The organism is Psychrobacter sp., from assembly GCF_030457785.1.
GTDB lineage: Bacteria > Pseudomonadota > Gammaproteobacteria > Pseudomonadales > Moraxellaceae > Psychrobacter.
The window spans coordinates 1-16,698 of record NZ_JAKDUI010000030.1 but is presented as its reverse complement, the minus strand read 5'-3'; the positions used below and the strand labels follow the sequence as shown (position 1 = coordinate 16,698).

Below are 16,698 nucleotides of genomic sequence, written 5' to 3'. Positions count from 1 at the left end.
CACGAGCGCCCTCTACTATTTAGAAGAAGTTGAAGTCTTTTTATTATTACCTACGCTACTCTTGCTTGACATTTTATTATGAATTGGGTCGTGTCTGCTAATGCGATCGATAGTTACCTAAATAAAATCTGGATAAAAAAAGCAACCTGATAAAAGGCTGCTCTTTTTAAAAATTAAACGGTATTTTTATTATTTTAATAGGCAAAACAATCAATGCATGGTCATAATCTTGCAGTTATCGAACGTTCTGATAATCAGTTAGTTCGATGACTCAGAGAATTATAGTGCTTCGATTTGCTCAGCTTGTGGGCCTTTTTTGCCTTCACCCAAGATGAACGACACTTTCTGCCCTTCGGCTAGAGTTTTGAAGCCGTTACCTTGGATAGCGCTGTAGTGAGCGAATACATCTTGTCCGCCATTGTCTTGAGCGATAAAACCAAAACCTTTCGCTTCATTAAACCACTTTACAGTGCCTTCAACTTTATCTGACATAAATTTTCCTGACTTTTAACTGTTGGCGTGACTTTTGTCATCACCGATTAATTGGACGCGTACCCAAAAAACTGTTTAAAAATGGTATAAATCATTGTTAAATAAAGCAAATTTAATGCTTAATATCTTTTGAGTACAGCTTGATTATAACAGTTTTTGATAATAGCAACAGCTTAAATTGATGACTTTTTTATATCATTACTACCTGTTTCAATTACAGATACAAATGAATTACCAAAATTTCCATACATCGAAAAGAAAAAGACAAACTGTATATGTCGACTATCTTTTGAAACTTTGAGATTCTAAAGACATGGGCTTTACCTTAAAAGTCAATCATCGAGACAGCACATTATGATTGAGCGATTGGCAGCCATGGTGCACTTAATACCAATAAACAAAGCGCAAAAAACACCAACGCGAACGATTGGCTATAAGCAATATACTTAGTGGGTATGACAAGATCTTTTGGAGAATCTGGGATGCCTTTACGTTTGAGCAAACGTGTTCCATACACCCAGCCGAAAGTCGTGTATACACCGTAGGCTGCAGGAACCGCAATAGCCAAGGGCGTTAAGTCGACTAGATATAACATCACCACTGATACGAAAAACCACGCAGTATCCAATAGTGAGCTAACCTTAAATAGTTTAGAGTTAGGCAATTTGCCATCAGTCTTTTTGAGCATCTCCCCTTCTATCCAAATCAAGACTGCTACCACAGCGCTAAGAGTAATGTATACGAATTGCGGCGTTAGCCAGTCTGGAAAAGATATTTGCACAACACACAACCTGTAATCTAAGAGAAAAATAAAAGAGAAATACCATTTGTTTCGACGTACTGCTGATCTTTCAACGACATGTTAGGATAGACCTAGCTGCTGCACAAATTGGCTGCACCACAAAAACTATCTAATATCGAAATCCAGCACCGAAATAATGACGCCTGTTTATATTGGGTAACAACTGTCGCTTTTCAACCCGTGCGAGTCTCTCACGAGCGAACTTTCATCAACCATGTCCTATGAAAAAACCCATGCTATCTCCTGATAACATGGGTTTCTTTAAAGCCAAATAACGTTAAAGCCAAGTAACACTTTTATGCTCAAGTATTGGCTTAGTTTTTGTCTTTATCAATAATTTTATTGCCACCAATCCATGGCATCATACCACGTAGCTTAGCGCCAGTAGTTTCGATTGGATGCGCAGCATTGTTGCGACGACGAGCCGTCATTGAAGGATAGTTAGTAGCACCTTCAGAGATGAACATTTTCGCGTACTCACCAGACTGGATGCGTTTTAGTGCATTACGCATGGCTTCACGTGATTGTTCATTGATAACTTCTGTACCAGTAACGTACTCACCATACTCAGCGTTGTTACTGATTGAATAGTTCATATCAGCGATACCGCCTTCGTACATCAAGTCGACGATCAGTTTTAGCTCATGCAAGCACTCGAAATAAGCCATTTCTGGTGCATAGCCAGCTTCTGTTAGCGTTTCAAAGCCCATTTTTACTAGCTCTACTGCACCGCCACATAATACCGCTTGCTCACCGAACAAGTCAGTTTCAGTCTCGTCTTTAAATGTCGTTTCAATGATACCTGAACGACCACCACCAACGCCAGCAGCATAAGACAAAGCAAGTTGCTTAGCTTGTTTTGACGCGTCTTGATAGATAGCGATAAGATCAGGGATACCACCGCCTTTGGTAAATTCTGAACGAACAGTATGACCAGGTGCTTTTGGCGCAACCATAATCACATCAAGATCGCCACGTGGCACTACTTGATTGTAATGAATCGCAAAACCATGGGCGAACGCTAGCGTCGCGCCTTCTTTGATGTTCGGCTCAATCACATCGTTGTACAGCTCTTTTTGGAACTCATCCGGCGTCAAGATCATAACGACATCTGCCGCTTTCACTGCGTCTTCAACTTCTGCTACTTTTAGCCCTGCATTTTCAGCTTTTTTCCATGATCCAGAGTTAGCACGTAGGCCAACAGTCACATCGACGTCTGAGTCTTGTAAGTTAAGCGCATGCGCATGCCCTTGAGAGCCATAACCAATGATAGCTACTTTTTTGCCTTGAATGATTGATAGATCACAGTCTTTGTCATAATAAACGTTCATAAATAGAGTCCTTGTACTCAATCATGGAGTGCCATGTATAGTAAGCGCCTCTGCCCTAACCGCAGTTATAGAGTGTTGATTAAGGTTGGTGCGCTGTTGATAATAAAAATAATAAGGGTTTTATAAGTATCAAGCCAATTAGAGGCTCAATGTTCTTTCGCCACGTGCAATACCGATAACACCAGAGCGAACCACTTCCATAATACGCTCACGGCCCAGCACATCAATAAATCCATCAAGCTTGGCTTTATCGCCAACGATTTGAATCGTATAAAGGTTTGATGTCACATCAACGATTTGCGCTCGGAAAATATCAGCGCTGCGTTTGATTTCTTCACGAGCACTGCCAGTCGCACGAACTTTAATAAGCATAAGCTCACGCTCAACGTGGATGTTATCTGTGAGATTAAGCACTTTAACCACTTCAATCAATTTATGCAATTGCTTAGTGATTTGCTCGATTCTTTCAGGCGAAGTAATAGTGGTCACTGTCAGACGTGAGATGCTAGGGTCGTCCGTGGGTGCGACATTTAATGTTTCGATATTATAGCCACGCTGTGAGAACAGGCCGACTAATCGCGACAACGAACCCGCTTCGTTTTCCATCAATACCGAAATCAGATGTTGTTGTTGCATTAGGTACGCTCCCCTTTTGTTAACCACATATCACGCATCGCTTGACCAGCAATTTGCATCGGATATACGTGTTCATGGCGATCGACATATACATCGATAAACACCAGCTTGTCTTTGATTGCCATGGCTTCGGCCAATTGCTCTTCCATAGTCGCCGGATCAGTGATTTTCACACCGACGTGACCATAGCTTTCCGCTAATTTAACGAAGTCTGGTAACGAGTTCATGTAAGACTGTGCATGACGGCCTTCGTACAACATGTCCTGCCACTGCTTGACCATCCCCAATTGGGCATTATTTAGGTTCAGTATCTTGACGGGCAGGTTGTACTGTAAACAAGTTGACAGCTCTTGGATATTCATTTGAATAGAGCCTTCGCCGGTGATACACACCACATCACGCTCAGGGTTTACAAGTTTTGCCGCCATCGCATAGGGTAAGCCAACGCCCATCGTACCTAGACCACCTGAGTTCAGCCATTGACGTGGCTCATCGTAAGTGTAGTACAGCGCAGCAAACATTTGATGTTGACCCACATCACTGGTGATAATGGCTTTACCGTCTGTCACTTTACACAATGCTTGGACCACACTTTGTGGCTTGATGCCATCATCCGTACTGGTGTCATAACGCAAGCCATGACGCTTTCGCCACTCATTAATCTGTGACCACCAATCTAATAGTGCGTGCTGTTCAAGCTCTGCGTTATCACCAAGAACCCCTAACATTTCCGTTAGAACAGCTCTTACATCACCCACGATTGGTATGTGAGCATTAATCGTTTTAGAGATTGAAGCAGGATCGATATCAATGTGAATGATAGTCGCATTAGGACAGAATTTTTTGACATTGTTGGTCACACGATCGTCGAAACGCGCACCTATGGCTAAAATAACATCAGCATGGTGCATACTCATGTTGGCTTCATAGGTACCATGCATACCAAGCATACCCAAAAACTGACGGTCTGAACCAGGGAAAGTACCAAGACCCATCAATGTATTGGTCACGGGTACATTCAAGCGTCGAGCAAGATCCGTAAGCTCTTCGTGAGCTTTGCTCCATATCACGCCACCACCAGCATATATGACTGGACGCTGCGCAGATAACAAAGTCTCAACGGCTTTTTTGATTTGTCCGCTATGACCTTTTAGTGAAGGTTGATATGAACGTAAAAATACTTCGTTTGGATATTCGTAAGCATATTTTTCATTCGGTGCTGTCATGTCTTTTGGCACATCGATGACAACAGGTCCTGGACGTCCAGACTGAGCAATATAAAAAGCTTTTTTGACAATCATTGGAATTTCGCTGGCGTGACGCACTTGAAAGCTATGCTTTACAACAGGTCTTGAGACACCAACCATGTCTGTTTCTTGGAAGGCATCTTCCCCAATCAGACTGCTTGGCACCTGACCAGATATTATTACCATCGGCACAGAATCCATATAAGCAGTAGCAATAGCCGTCACCGTATTGGTCGCGCCTGGCCCTGATGTTGCGAGCACAACACCTGTTTTACCAGCCACTCGCGAATAAGCATCCGCCATATGACCAGCTGCTTGCTCATGGCGTACCAAAATATGCTCAATAGCTTCTTGTTTAAACAAGGCATCGTAAATATGCAGAACAGCGCCACCTGGATAACCAAAGATATATTCAACACCTTCGTCAGTCAGTGACTGCACCAACATCTCAGCACCAGACAGCATCACAGGCTGTGCGTTATCTGTTGCAAGAGCCTGCTGTTTTTCTTCAAAATTTTTGGCGGCATTACCTGTTTGAGTATGCCCCGTCATGTTCGGACTTTGTGTGGTTTGCGTCACTTTCGTCACCTTTTTTTGCGGCGAGAACTTACGATGTTTAAAAAATAACCACGTGCTGGCATTATTTGCAAAGTAATATTAAACAGTCGCTGATTCTTGTCCATATCAATAATGTGTGCCTACTATACTAAAGTCTTACTATTTTTGACACAGAAAAAAGACTCAAATACAGTAGCGTATTTAAGGTCAGCTTTGTGACAGGAGGATATCGTCATACCATGACAAGATGCGAGCGCATCTAGAAAGAAGCTTATTATTTAGTTTTTTAGACAAATCGTGCCACTCGAAATCTGCATAATCTTGTCGATAATATGCATTGATCGCCAGTAGGTAGGTTCTTTTCATAGTGAATGTTACATTACAAAGGAATTAGACCTTATAACCAACGTATGGGTAGAATCTTCACTACGGCTTGCGCCATCTATGAAACAAACGCTAGCTAGATGCTCAGCACCTCTCAAATAATAAGTTTATCTCAGCCATTGTAGACAGATAAGTCCAGAGATAATATATACAGTCATGACTAGCGATTATTTTTATCACTGTCATTGCTATAACATCATCACAAAGAAAGTAAAACTACATAAGCCACCGATAAGCAACTCATAGTTTTTGCTTTCAAGTGTCACGGCAATACAATTAAGTGCCGCTCACTGACCAATTAACTATTGTTATATTCGGCCGTTTGCAAGCCTTTGTCAAGAAAAACTTATCATCCCTTCCCCTAACTATTGGTTATCAAACCATACACATTGATTATTTTTAGTAGGTGGGAACCAATTTAGGTACTTTTTGATACCAACTAGACAATAAAATGTTATATTCACAAAAATATATACATTTTCACCAAATTACGAGGATTTCTGCTATGGCGTTTGCGTTTACAAAAAACACTGCTGCCAAATTGCTTATCAGCATCAGCACTGCGTGTATGCTTATGCTTCCCATAAGTGCCAGTCATGCCGTTCAAGTCTATAAATCTATTGGCGAACATGGTGAGGTCAAATATAGCCAGCACCCTCCACAAAATGGTACGAATATTGAAGTAATTGAATTCCGTAGCGATGGCAGACAAACCAATGCCGGAGATATGGCAGGCAGAACAGATCCCAATCAAAACAACAATACTCAAACTGCTGAACAGCAACGCGTCGCTCAGCTAGAAGCTCGTATTGAAGAACAAGAAGCACAAGCCAATGCCCAACGTTGCCAATCTCTACGTAATAACCTAACGAACTTAAATGTTGGTGGACGTATCTATGAAATGGACTCTAATGGTACACGCCAATATTTGGATGGTCGTGAGATTGAGCTGAAACGTGAGCGTGTCCAGCAAGCCATTGATCAGTATTGTAGTAACTCAAATATCTAAGCGCATTCCATAGAAAAAGTGTGCGACATATGGTGTAGGATGTATTGGACATTCATAAATGCTTGAATGTCCAATACATCCTAATATTCTTATTTGCTAATGAGTAATTGCATAACGTGACGGATGGCTGCTGGCATATCTTGAGCTTGTAGCCCCCGCTGTCCCATTAAAAGCCCGCCATGCTCTCTGGCTATTTGATGGACTAATGCATCTCCTGCTTGACCATGTATAAGTACTGCTTGCAGCAAACTCCGCGATTCTACGGTTAGCTCTTGCTGTGCCATCAGTCCAGCCATGACCCCTGACAGTACATCACCCATCCCTGCCGTTGCCATACCTGCGTTGCCTACGCCGCAAACATACACCTGCTTTTGCACCAAACACTGCTCTAAGACCAACGAGCCCGCTCCTTTTAGTATCCAGTCACCACCATAAATCTCCGCACACTGCTCTATTGCTGCCAGCCTATTTTTTTCTATATCACTGATTTCCATATCAAGTAATCTAGCTGCCTCACCGCTATGAGGTGTCAAGCAAACCTGATATTTGGTGCTATGATAACGCAGCTCATCGATTAACTCGTGGCTCTCTTTCTGTAATGATGATAAATGATACAGGCCATCAGCATCGATTACGATTGGTTTTCCAGCTTCTATGCTTGCTTGTATATAGCTGATGAATAAGTCTTTGGATTGTTGATCACGACCTAACCCCATTCCGATTACAATAATACTAGCATCTTGGATTAGTTGTTTTACACCTCTTACATCCTGCAAATTAATGGTCATTGCATCTGGCAATGAGGTTAGCAATGCACCATGAAATGCTTCGTGACAAGCCACCGTTATTTTACCAGCCCCTGCTGCCATAGCACTAGAGGCAGAAAGTATTGCTGCGCCACCCATACCTTGCGAGCCATCAACACGATTACCACCGATAGTCAGTACATGGCCGTAGCTACCTTTATGGCTGTTTTGCCAGCGTGGGTGTAATCGATGCGCAGCATTTACTAGCTTTGCCACTGGCGCGAATGCTACATCATTTATCGGATAAGGGATCAATGGGATATCAATGATTTTGCCACCGTAATCCAATCCATCTTTTGTATGTAACCCAAACTTTCGGGCAATTAAGCACAGTGTCATATCTGCTTGGATCGCTACACGGTCATGCACCTCACCCGTTGAGGCTACCAAGCCACTAGGAATATCGACAGAAATGGCACATGCCTGGGGATGATTAGATAGCTCATTAAAGGCGCTAATAGCTTTACTGTAAATGCCTTGAGGCGCTCGATCCAGCCCAATACCGAATAACGCATCGATATAAACATCTGCCTGCCATGTTGCCGTTGGAGACTCTTCTTGGCTACCGCAATTGTCTTCAAACCGTAAATGTGAACAGTTTGCCGCTTGCGCTATCTGCTGCGCTTTTTTTGCATCGGATGCTATTTTTCTCTCATCGTTGTCTGACCCAATCTCTAGTTCATAGCTGGTAAACCCAACCGTTGTGACTTGTACCTGCCAGCCCATCTGCTGTAGGTAATAGGCCATGAGCCAACCATCGCCACCATTATTACCCTTTCCTACCCAAATACTGGCTCTTTGCTGACCAGGGTTTTTTCGATACATTTTACTATCAGTGATTGGCCGAGCAGCAAGCTGCTTTGGTTCACATATTTGATCTATACGCTGCGCCATTTGCCATGCAGCTTGCTTCATCAACCCAAAGCTATCGTACCCAGCTGCGAACCATGATTGCTCTATCGCATAGACCTGCTCGCTATTATAGAGCGCTATTGGTTTTGCAAAAACTAAAGGCTGAGCAGATGAAAGGTGGTGATGAATTTTCATGAAGAACCCTCGGTTATTATTGTCAAATGTGATTGTTGCTTACCTTTTATTTTGGCTAATTGTGGTCGTATTTGAAATGATAAGCTGAATGAGATAAATCGAAGCCAAACCAGAAGTGTATTTGACCATTCCTAGTCCCTTTAGCTGACTGTCGATTGAATTTGGGATGCGCTCTTACTAAGGTTAACAAAAACTTGCTTCTAGAACTGTATCGATATGCATACAAGTTTATTCGCTTCTATGCTTGCGCTCACTGCTCACTGCCTTATCATAGCGATATTCACACTACCCTTATGAGCAGCATGAAACCCCCATCAACATCAAGAAAACAAAAACCTGAATCAACGTCAGCACCGACGGCAGACTCTGCAGCAACTAACGACAGGGCTAGGCAGAGCCTTATAATTAAGAGCGAGCCTATTTTCACTCACTCGGAAGAAGTAAAACAATGGATACGGACGCAAGCACAAGCTTTAGGCTTTGCTGACTGTGGATTTCTGTCTGTCCATCATCCTTTGTTTACTCAGCAAATAACGCAACTGCAACAATGGCTGGCAAAGGGTTATGAAGGCCAGTTACAGTTTATGCACAACAACCATCACCTGCGCGCTCATCCTGAGCAGTTGGTAGAGGGTGCCAAAACCATCATTAGTGTGCGAATGGACTATCTGACAGAAGCACCCAAACCACGTGCTGTCACCGACAATGACCTGCCTAATCAGGGTATCGTGGCACGCTACGCCAGAGGACGTGATTATCACAAAACCATGCGTAGTCGATTAAAAAAACTGGCGCTAGAGATTGAAGCCATGCTTCCTAAATGGGAGCATCTCAATATTGGCTCAGACAAAGCGTTTGTTTTTAGACCTTTTAGCGATTCAGCACCTATCTTTGAACGTCCTATCGCTGATGCAGCAGGTTTAGGATGGACAGGCAAGCATACTTTATTGCTAAACAAACAAGCAGGCTCATTTTTTGTCTTGGGTGAGCTATTCGTGAGCATCGAGTTACCCGATGATGCGCCAGTCAAGCCGCACTGTGGGAGTTGTAGCGCGTGTATTGATATCTGCCCGACTCAAGCCATTGTCGCCCCTTATGAGCTTAATGCTGCCGCATGTATTTCATATTTGACTATTGAACATGATGGCATCATTGATCCTAAATATCGGCGTGCGATTGGCAATCGTGTGTTTGGCTGCGATGATTGTCAACTTATTTGTCCTTGGAACCGCTATGCAAATATCACATCTGTAGAGGATTTTTCTCCACGGCACCGGCTCGACAACAGCAGCCTGCTTGAATTGTGGCAATGGCAAGAGTCTGACTTTATGCAACGCACTCAAGGCAGTCCACTCAGGCGCACAGGGTATGTAAACTTCTTACGCAATATCGCTATTGGTCTTGGCAATGCCAACAGTAGTCAAGTGGTGATCGACCAGTTACGATCCAAACTGGGCATGCACAACGAAATACTAGATGAACATATACATTGGGCAATCGCTGAGCAAATTCAAAAACGAGCTATAGGAGACTGACTAAAACTAGAAGCAACACTGAGTCGTCGACCAGCTTGCCTTGCCAGGTGCTTTCAAGGCTCTGAACAATAAAAAAACGCTTCTTATAATGAGAAGCGTTTTTTGTGATGTAAACAACCAATAAACTGATGAACAATTTATCTTATGGCTTGGGGATACGTAATACTTGACCTGGATAGATCTTATCTGGATCAGACAGCATCGGCTTGTTGGCTTCGAAAATAGTCATGTAGTCGTTGGCCGAGCCATAAACGTCTTGAGCAATCTTAGACAAGCTATCACCGGACTTTACGGTATACATAGTAGACTCAGGTGCATCTTCTTCAATGTCAATGTTGTCGATGACCTTGGCAACGTTTTGCACGTTACCAATAGCGATAATGGCTTTTTCACGGTCGGCTTGAGTTTTGGCTTTACCACTGATTTCTGCAGTGTCTGTTGAGCCGTTGTACTTGATTTTTAAATCGCTGATGTCTAAATTCTGCTGTTGAATACGGCTGAGCAAAATATTGGCCACTGACTGCGCTGAAGGCTCGTCGGTTTTCGCCGGAGTATTGGCGTCGGCTTGTGTTTCTGACTCAGCGTCGTCACGGTTAAAAATTTTGTCACCGATATCTTTTGCAAAACTGAACATACCCATATGAAACTCCTTCAAATATTATTATTAGTTATCCATCATTACTGTATTTCTTTACTGCATTTCATTGCTGTATTGATCCTAGCTAGGAAGTCGCGATACCGATCATGTGAATTACTGGTCAGTTCGTGATGTACACTCAACAAGCAGCATCGGGACAACCGCGTATATCTAACAATAGGAGTATAGCAAAGATGGCTGTTTAGCACAGTAAAGGTATGTTGAGTAATGTTAATTTGATCTAAATTATGTTAAGACATTAAAATCTGGATGTCGTTCATTATAACTACTTATAACAGCTTAAAGAAAACCTTATAACAACCCCAAAAAAAACCGCCTATCCTTAAGATAAGCGGCATGATAAAACTGGCTAAATGAATAGCGGATTATAGCTGAGCTTGTACGTAATCGATTGCTTTTTGAACTGTGGTAAGCTCTGCAGAATCTTCGTCAGGGATAGTAATGCCAAAATCACTTTCAAAAGACATGACCAACTCTACCAAATCTAGCGAATCAGCACCTAGATCTTCCATGAATGAAGCATCGTTGTTGATGTCTTCAACATTCATACCCAATTGCTCAGCCACTGCCGCTTTAACTCTTAACTCGATATCGTTACTCATATAGATTTCTCCTTTATCATCTATTATTTTTAATAAGCTGCTACAATGCAATGTTTATGCTCTGTAGCAGGGTATATAAAATGGAATTTGCCAGATCAGCATTGCTGTCTGATTACTCTATGACACGTTATGCAGTCGCTCTAATGTCTAAAAAGCGCTTACTATGATACAGACCTTGGCATAAAAGTATCCGTCATTATAGCACCCTTTATTATAGTTTACACTCGTTCACACAGTTTTTTATTATTACTGTGTAACACTTGCGAGCGACTTACATATACATGCCGCCATTGACAGGAATGACAGCTCCTGTGATATAGCTGGCCTCATCACTGGCCAAGAAATGTACAGCAGCGGCGATGTCTTCCGGCTGGCCCAAACGGCTAATGGGCACTGCATCCAACATGGAGTTCAATAGGCGCTCATCAAGCTCATCGGTCATATCTGTTTCGATCAAACCTGGTGCGACGCAATTGATAGTTACCTGTCTTGAGCCGATTTCTCGCGCTAAGGTACGACTGAAGCCTTCAACGCCTGCCTTGGTTGCAGCATAGTTAGACTGACCTGCATTACCCATTTGAGCAACCACCGAAGTGATATTGATGATACGTCCACGGCGAGCTTTCATCATTCCCCTAACCGCTCGTTTGCTCATACGGTAAACTGACGTCAAGTTGGTGTTGACTACGTTTTCCCAGTCTTCATCTTTCATCCGCATTAATAAGCCATCTTGGGTGATACCAGCATTGTTGACCAATACTTGTACTGCACCATAGACGCTTTCGATCTCTTCAAACAGCTTATCAATTTGGGCTGTTTCACGAACGTTTAATACACGACCGATACCACCACTATCATGCAAATAATTATCGATCAGCTCAGCACCTTTTTCGGTCGTTGCTGTTCCAATAACAAAATGGCCTTCTTTGGCAAAACGCTTGGCAACTGCTTTGCCAATACCACGACTCGCGCCGGTCACTAATGTAATCGTACGGCTCATGATAATACCTCCATTAATTTTTCGATTCGAGCAGGTTTGTCAGTAGGATAGCTAGTAATTGGCTGTGCTTGACGCTTAGCCAAATTACTCAGTACATTACCGCTGCCACATTCGATTAGCACATTAATCTGTTTGTCAGCCAGCTCTTGCATGGTTTTCGACCATAGCACTGGTTCGCTTAACTGTTCGGTTAACGCCTGTTTGATACCAGCTGCGCTACTCTCAACACGTGCATGGCGGTTTTGAATAACAGGAATTGTCGCCTGATCGAATGTAATTTTTGCTAAAATCCCCGCCAAAGCGCTGCTTGCTGGTTCCATCAGCGCACAGTGCGACGGCACACTGACTTTAAGTGGGATGGATTTTTTTCCAGTGTTTTTCACTTTATCAACGACAGCAGTCACACCAGCTGCGTTTCCTGATATGACCACTTGACCTGGACTATTAAAATTGGCCGCCCCAACGACCGCATCGTCAACATGCTCAGCCGCTTGCTCACATAGATTCTCAACTCGCTGGTCTTCTAACCCAAGCACAGCAGCCATGGCAGTATCAACACCGACAACAGCGTCTTGCATGAGCTGACCACGTTTATGTACCAATGTCACTGCATCAGCAAGCGATATCACATCAGCGGCACAAAGCGCCGTGTACTCCCCTAAAGAATGGCCTGCTAAGTAACAAGGTTTGCTACTTATCTTTTGTTTTAATATGCGCCAAATTGCTATGCTAGCAGTCAATAACGCTGGCTGGGTGTATTGGGTTTGACCGAGCTTTTCTTCATCCTGACAAATTGCCCATAGGTCTTCACCAAGCGCAGTACTGGCTTCAGTAAAAGTATCACGAATCTCTGGATAGGTTTCAGCAAGCTCGCTAGTCATCCCGACTACTTGCGATCCTTGTCCAGGGAAAACTACCGCTATACGAGTCGGCTGCTTTTTTTCTATATCGGGTACAGAGGCCATAACCAATATTCCTTATTTAATTGGAAACATCCCTAAAATTAATTGGGTTTTTGTATTATATGAATACTAACATAATGTCGTTCATATATAGTCGATTCAATTTAAAAGTAGTACAAGGCAAACGTAGTAATACTTGTATAGTGGAATGGCTATAGTTTTTTATCGTAAAAAACGCGTGCTGACTAAACTATACACTGACGTAACCCATTATCATAGCAAATGACTGCTCAAGCCGCTGTAGTATTAGTAAAGTCAGTCTAAACGACCATTTAGCCCATAGTAAAAAGTTAATACGTTTTTCTGTCCGCTTATTCGCTGTAAAGTCAGGTATCTAAGTCACATTAAACAAGAGGCACGTTAAACAAGCAGTAATAGCACTGACCAAGAAAGTTTCTAAAACGTAATAACAAAAAAACCAAGTTATCCAGCCACATAATATATGATAGCGAAATAACTTGGATTTTTTAACGTAAAGCGAGTTGCTGAATAACAGTGCCACAAAAATAATGATAGTCACCAGTACTATCATTATTGAGTATCAGCCATTATATTCCAACGGCTTAGGCGTCTTGACTAACCTTGAATAATTGACGGCCACGGTAGAAACCATCTTTAGTCATGTGATGACGACGATGTTTTTCACCAGTGGTAGCATCTACGCTCAGCTCAGCCACTTCCATACGATGGTGTGAACGGCGCATGTCACGACGAGAACGGCTTTTACGACTTTTTTGAACAGCCATGATATAGCTCCTATACTTAAAGGGATAAGCTTGAAATTCAGCTTTAGTCGATACTGACAGAGGCTATATAACCACAACAACCTAAGTCTCAAGCATCATTAGTTAATTAGATTGCCGCTACATAAAGCGCTGACCACGTCTAAAATCTATAATAATTTTGCCCAGTCAACTTCTATCAGCAAGCAACTTGTTGCTAGAATGCAATAAACCGGACATTATACGCATGTTTATTGGATTAATAAAGCCCTGCCTTGCACTCTTATGCACAAAGCCAGTAAAAATCGTCATAAACCCACTTAATGGCACACTTATACCGTCCACATAACTGCAATAGCAAGAAAAAAAAGGGCAAGTACTACACATTGTAGGCTAAGCGACCTTGACACGGCTCATCGTATTTTTGAGTTCGGTACTATGTTGGTTAAATTGTTGGTTAAATTCTAGTCGAGCTTACCTTTGAGCGATTGTAAGGCAGCGAACGGATTTTCTGTCTCTTCCTCTTCTGGGATATCACCAAACTGATCAATGCTCATTTCACAGTCATCATGTTTCGGAGCCATTGGTACTTTTAGTAATATCTCATCTTCTAGCAACTTTTTAAATGGCAGAAGTTGCTCTGGTGCCGATTCAGTAATAACTTCATCAAGCATCAAATAGTCTTGTTCTTCGTCAAGCAAGCTAGCCTGACTATCGTTTTCCAATAGTGCGATATCGTAGTCATCGGACAAATCAGTAACAACTGGTTGCAGACAACGCTGACAGGTGAGCCATACTTCACCCGTCAAAGTGAAGGCGATATGCAATACGTTGTTGCGACGGTACAAGTCAATGTCAAGCTGTACTGCTGCCTGCTCTCGCTCTGCTGTCAATATAATAGATAGACGCTTAAAACCCTGCGGATTTACTTCTCCCGCCCACTGAAAGCCACTATCAGCCCATTTATCTAGAGAGATATTTTCTGGCACGCTGGTCGACACAGATGTTTTTTTGTTATGGTGATGACCAGCTGACGATTTACCTTCTGGAGTATTTAACATACGCGGCCTCATTGATCTAAACGGTGTATAATATTGCCTGCCATACTAACGGAAAGCACTAAGCTGTGCTAGCGCTAGTATGTTATTATTTCATTGACATCCGCCCTTATCTGACAAGTGCATTGTCGTATTAACACGCAAAACCGCTTCACTTTTATTTTCCATCTGGTCCGCTGTTTACCTATGAATTCTCTTATCAACAAAATTGATTTTGCTACTCTACTCCCGCAAAAACAAGCCGAGACGCTTCTATCACAACTTACTGAGCTCAATACCAGCTCTCAAGACATACTGGTCGACCCATTAGTATTGAAACAATCAGAAAATGTACGACACTGGAAAAGTGAGTGGCATTTACTTACTCAATTGAAGGACTGTGACAATACCCAAGAGTCAATAAATAATTATGAAAAACTAACTACTGATTGGCTCATTCAATTATTTAATACGTTGTTTTCTGACCAGCAAGTTGTTCTCTCTCGTAGTGATGGAGAACCCGAATACTTCCCTATTCAAAACGGTATGCCAGCTAGGATCGAGTTTGCTCACGGCTTTTTTGCCAGTGCTTTACATGAATTAAGTCACTGGTGTATCGCTGGCGAAGCGCGCAGGCGGTTGCCTGACTTTGGCTATTGGTATGCCCCTGACGGTCGAACGGAGAAGCAACAACAAGCATTTGAACGTGTAGAAATCAAACCTCAAGCATTAGAATGCCTCTTCACTTTGGCTTGCAATCGTTCTTTTGAAGTCTCACAGGACAACCTATTTGCAGACTTTAATACGAGCAGCAGCACATTTGCAGAAGATGTCTACCTACAGGCCAAAGAATATATTCTCAAACCGCACACCATTCCACGTGATGCCAAAGTTATATTGCACGCGCTATTGACAGTCTGCGCGTCTCACTGATCTGCAAAATTCCGATACTACCACCTAGCAATACAATATTACCTGATGCCACTCTCACTAGCACTTTCAAGAGTTTAGATCCTAGGACTTCAATAGTGAGGTAGTCGCCATCTACGACGCACAGTTACGCCCGACAACCAAACCAATTTTATATTTGTTATAATAAATGGACAATACGTTGCATTTTTACGGACGAACTGAGTTAAATTATAACCGTCTTAACGATAAATTTTGCTTGAATTACCGAGAGAAGCCCAACCATAATTATAAAATTAGGAGCTATTATGCAAGTCTTTTATATTCATCCTGACAACCCACAAAAACGTCTGATCGAACAAGCAGCAGAGCTTTTGCGAAAAGATCAGTTAATCATCTATCCAACTGATACCAGCTATGCATTCGGCTGTCGTCTAGGGGCAAAAGACGCCCTAGATAAACTAAAGAAAATCCGTGAGCTTGACGACAAGCACCAATTTACTTTGCTTTGCCGTGATTTGAGCGAAATTGCAACGTACGCTACAGTAGACAATGCCCAATTCAAACAATTAAAGGCACATACTCCAGCCCCTATCACTTTTATACTCAATGCAACAAAAGACGTGCCCAAAAAGCTGGCTCATCCGAAGAAAAAAACCATCGGGATTCGAGTGCCGAGTAACCCCATTTCCCAAGCATTACTCGAAGCAATGGGGGAACCAATTTTGACAAGCTCCTTGATATTACCCAACCACGACACCGTACTTGATGATCCATTCGAAATTGAAGAACTATTAAGCAATCAAATCGACTGTCTTATTAATGCCGGTATCAAAACCACCAAATTGACCACGGTCGTCGACATGACCAGCTCACAATTTGAAGTCATCAGACAAGGCGCTGGGGACATTGATTCTCTACTTTTGTGAATAACACTAATTTTTGAACAAAAAAAAGCTCC

At 42.5% G+C, this 16,698-nt stretch carries 16 protein-coding genes; 4 read left to right on the top strand and 12 right to left on the bottom strand.

Going from position 1 to position 16,698, the window contains the following annotated elements:
• Positions 1–279: 279 nt before the first annotated feature.
• From L0J61_RS02940 to L0J61_RS02920, 5 genes are all read right to left on the bottom strand, one after another.
• Complete coding sequence (locus L0J61_RS02940) at positions 280–492, bottom strand: cold-shock protein (protein WP_058025376.1); 213 nt, start codon at positions 490–492, stop codon at positions 280–282.
• 352 nt (positions 493–844) lie between these two features.
• The gene (locus L0J61_RS02935; protein WP_301464821.1) at positions 845–1,273 is read right to left on the bottom strand and encodes a hypothetical protein; all 429 of its coding nucleotides are present in this window, start codon (positions 1,271–1,273) and stop codon (positions 845–847) included.
• A gap of 335 nt (positions 1,274–1,608) precedes the next feature.
• The gene (gene ilvC, locus L0J61_RS02930) at positions 1,609–2,625 is read right to left on the bottom strand and encodes a ketol-acid reductoisomerase (protein WP_301464820.1); all 1,017 of its coding nucleotides are present in this window, start codon (positions 2,623–2,625) and stop codon (positions 1,609–1,611) included.
• 138 nt (positions 2,626–2,763) lie between these two features.
• A complete protein-coding gene (gene ilvN, locus L0J61_RS02925; RefSeq protein WP_301464819.1) occupies positions 2,764–3,261 on the bottom strand; it encodes an acetolactate synthase small subunit in 498 nt (165 codons plus the stop codon).
• Positions 3,261–4,973, bottom strand: a complete 1,713-nt coding sequence (locus tag L0J61_RS02920) for an acetolactate synthase 3 large subunit (protein ID WP_301464823.1) — start codon at positions 4,971–4,973, stop codon at positions 3,261–3,263. Before L0J61_RS02920 ends, ilvN begins: the two co-directional genes overlap by 1 nt.
• Before the next feature lie 982 nt (positions 4,974–5,955).
• Here L0J61_RS02920 and L0J61_RS02915 point away from each other — a divergent pair.
• Complete coding sequence (locus tag L0J61_RS02915) at positions 5,956–6,459, top strand: DUF4124 domain-containing protein (protein ID WP_301464818.1); 504 nt, start codon at positions 5,956–5,958, stop codon at positions 6,457–6,459.
• A gap of 89 nt (positions 6,460–6,548) precedes the next feature.
• Here L0J61_RS02915 and L0J61_RS02910 read toward each other — a convergent pair whose 3' ends face one another.
• Entirely contained in the window at positions 6,549–8,312 is a 1,764-nt protein-coding gene (locus tag L0J61_RS02910) for an NAD(P)H-hydrate dehydratase (protein ID WP_301464817.1), read from the bottom strand.
• A gap of 302 nt (positions 8,313–8,614) precedes the next feature.
• Here L0J61_RS02910 and queG point away from each other — a divergent pair, with 302 nt between their 5' ends.
• Complete coding sequence (gene queG / locus L0J61_RS02905; RefSeq protein WP_301464816.1) at positions 8,615–9,847, top strand: tRNA epoxyqueuosine(34) reductase QueG; 1,233 nt, start codon at positions 8,615–8,617, stop codon at positions 9,845–9,847.
• 142 nt (positions 9,848–9,989) lie between these two features.
• On the opposite strand, the gene lysM is transcribed toward queG, so the two are convergent.
• The 6 genes from lysM to L0J61_RS02875 all read right to left on the bottom strand — a co-directional run bounded on the left by lysM (position 9,990) and on the right by L0J61_RS02875 (position 14,852).
• Complete coding sequence (gene lysM / locus L0J61_RS02900) at positions 9,990–10,487, bottom strand: peptidoglycan-binding protein LysM (protein WP_301464815.1); 498 nt, start codon at positions 10,485–10,487, stop codon at positions 9,990–9,992.
• A 383-nt stretch (positions 10,488–10,870) separates the two neighbouring features.
• Positions 10,871–11,107, bottom strand: a complete 237-nt coding sequence (gene acpP / locus L0J61_RS02895) for an acyl carrier protein (RefSeq protein WP_057758815.1) — start codon at positions 11,105–11,107, stop codon at positions 10,871–10,873.
• A 271-nt stretch (positions 11,108–11,378) separates the two neighbouring features.
• The gene (fabG, locus tag L0J61_RS02890) at positions 11,379–12,113 is read right to left on the bottom strand and encodes a 3-oxoacyl-ACP reductase FabG (RefSeq protein ID WP_301464822.1); all 735 of its coding nucleotides are present in this window, start codon (positions 12,111–12,113) and stop codon (positions 11,379–11,381) included.
• Entirely contained in the window at positions 12,104–13,072 is a 969-nt protein-coding gene (fabD, locus tag L0J61_RS02885; protein ID WP_301464814.1) for an ACP S-malonyltransferase, read from the bottom strand. The genes fabG and fabD overlap by 10 nt, the downstream gene beginning before the upstream one ends.
• A 560-nt stretch (positions 13,073–13,632) precedes the next feature.
• Positions 13,633–13,815, bottom strand: a complete 183-nt coding sequence (gene rpmF / locus L0J61_RS02880; RefSeq protein ID WP_010196743.1) for a 50S ribosomal protein L32 — start codon at positions 13,813–13,815, stop codon at positions 13,633–13,635.
• A 440-nt stretch (positions 13,816–14,255) separates the two neighbouring features.
• Positions 14,256–14,852: a DUF177 domain-containing protein gene (locus L0J61_RS02875; RefSeq protein ID WP_301464813.1), complete on the bottom strand. Its 597-nt coding sequence runs from the start codon at positions 14,850–14,852 to the stop codon at positions 14,256–14,258.
• Positions 14,853–15,035: 183 nt separating this feature from the next.
• Here L0J61_RS02875 and L0J61_RS02870 point away from each other — a divergent pair, with 183 nt between their 5' ends.
• Complete coding sequence (locus L0J61_RS02870; protein ID WP_301464812.1) at positions 15,036–15,761, top strand: elongation factor P hydroxylase; 726 nt, start codon at positions 15,036–15,038, stop codon at positions 15,759–15,761.
• Positions 15,762–16,045: 284 nt separating this feature from the next.
• The gene (locus L0J61_RS02865; RefSeq protein ID WP_301464811.1) at positions 16,046–16,666 is read left to right on the top strand and encodes an L-threonylcarbamoyladenylate synthase; all 621 of its coding nucleotides are present in this window, start codon (positions 16,046–16,048) and stop codon (positions 16,664–16,666) included.
• Positions 16,667–16,698: the final 32 nt, after the last annotated feature.

Excerpts from the sequence above, each read along its gene's own strand:
- queG (WP_301464816.1), top strand. The coding sequence starts at position 8,615 with ATGAAACCCCCATCAACATCAAGAAAACAAAAACCTGAATCAACGTCA.
- ilvC (WP_301464820.1), bottom strand. The coding sequence starts at position 2,625 with ATGAACGTTTATTATGACAAAGACTGTGATCTATCAATCATTCAAGGC.
- acpP (WP_057758815.1), bottom strand. The coding sequence starts at position 11,107 with ATGAGTAACGATATCGAGTTAAGAGTTAAAGCGGCAGTGGCTGAGCAA.
- lysM (WP_301464815.1), bottom strand. The coding sequence starts at position 10,487 with ATGGGTATGTTCAGTTTTGCAAAAGATATCGGTGACAAAATTTTTAAC.
- L0J61_RS02920 (WP_301464823.1), bottom strand. The coding sequence starts at position 4,973 with ATGCTGTCTGGTGCTGAGATGTTGGTGCAGTCACTGACTGACGAAGGT.
- L0J61_RS02915 (WP_301464818.1), top strand. The coding sequence starts at position 5,956 with ATGGCGTTTGCGTTTACAAAAAACACTGCTGCCAAATTGCTTATCAGC.
- L0J61_RS02865 (WP_301464811.1), top strand. The coding sequence starts at position 16,046 with ATGCAAGTCTTTTATATTCATCCTGACAACCCACAAAAACGTCTGATC.
- L0J61_RS02940 (WP_058025376.1), bottom strand. The coding sequence starts at position 492 with ATGTCAGATAAAGTTGAAGGCACTGTAAAGTGGTTTAATGAAGCGAAA.
- L0J61_RS02870 (WP_301464812.1), top strand. The coding sequence starts at position 15,036 with ATGAATTCTCTTATCAACAAAATTGATTTTGCTACTCTACTCCCGCAA.
- fabD (WP_301464814.1), bottom strand. The coding sequence starts at position 13,072 with ATGGCCTCTGTACCCGATATAGAAAAAAAGCAGCCGACTCGTATAGCG.
- ilvN (WP_301464819.1), bottom strand. The coding sequence starts at position 3,261 with ATGCAACAACAACATCTGATTTCGGTATTGATGGAAAACGAAGCGGGT.
- rpmF (WP_010196743.1), bottom strand. The coding sequence starts at position 13,815 with ATGGCTGTTCAAAAAAGTCGTAAAAGCCGTTCTCGTCGTGACATGCGC.
- L0J61_RS02875 (WP_301464813.1), bottom strand. The coding sequence starts at position 14,852 with ATGTTAAATACTCCAGAAGGTAAATCGTCAGCTGGTCATCACCATAAC.
- L0J61_RS02910 (WP_301464817.1), bottom strand. The coding sequence starts at position 8,312 with ATGAAAATTCATCACCACCTTTCATCTGCTCAGCCTTTAGTTTTTGCA.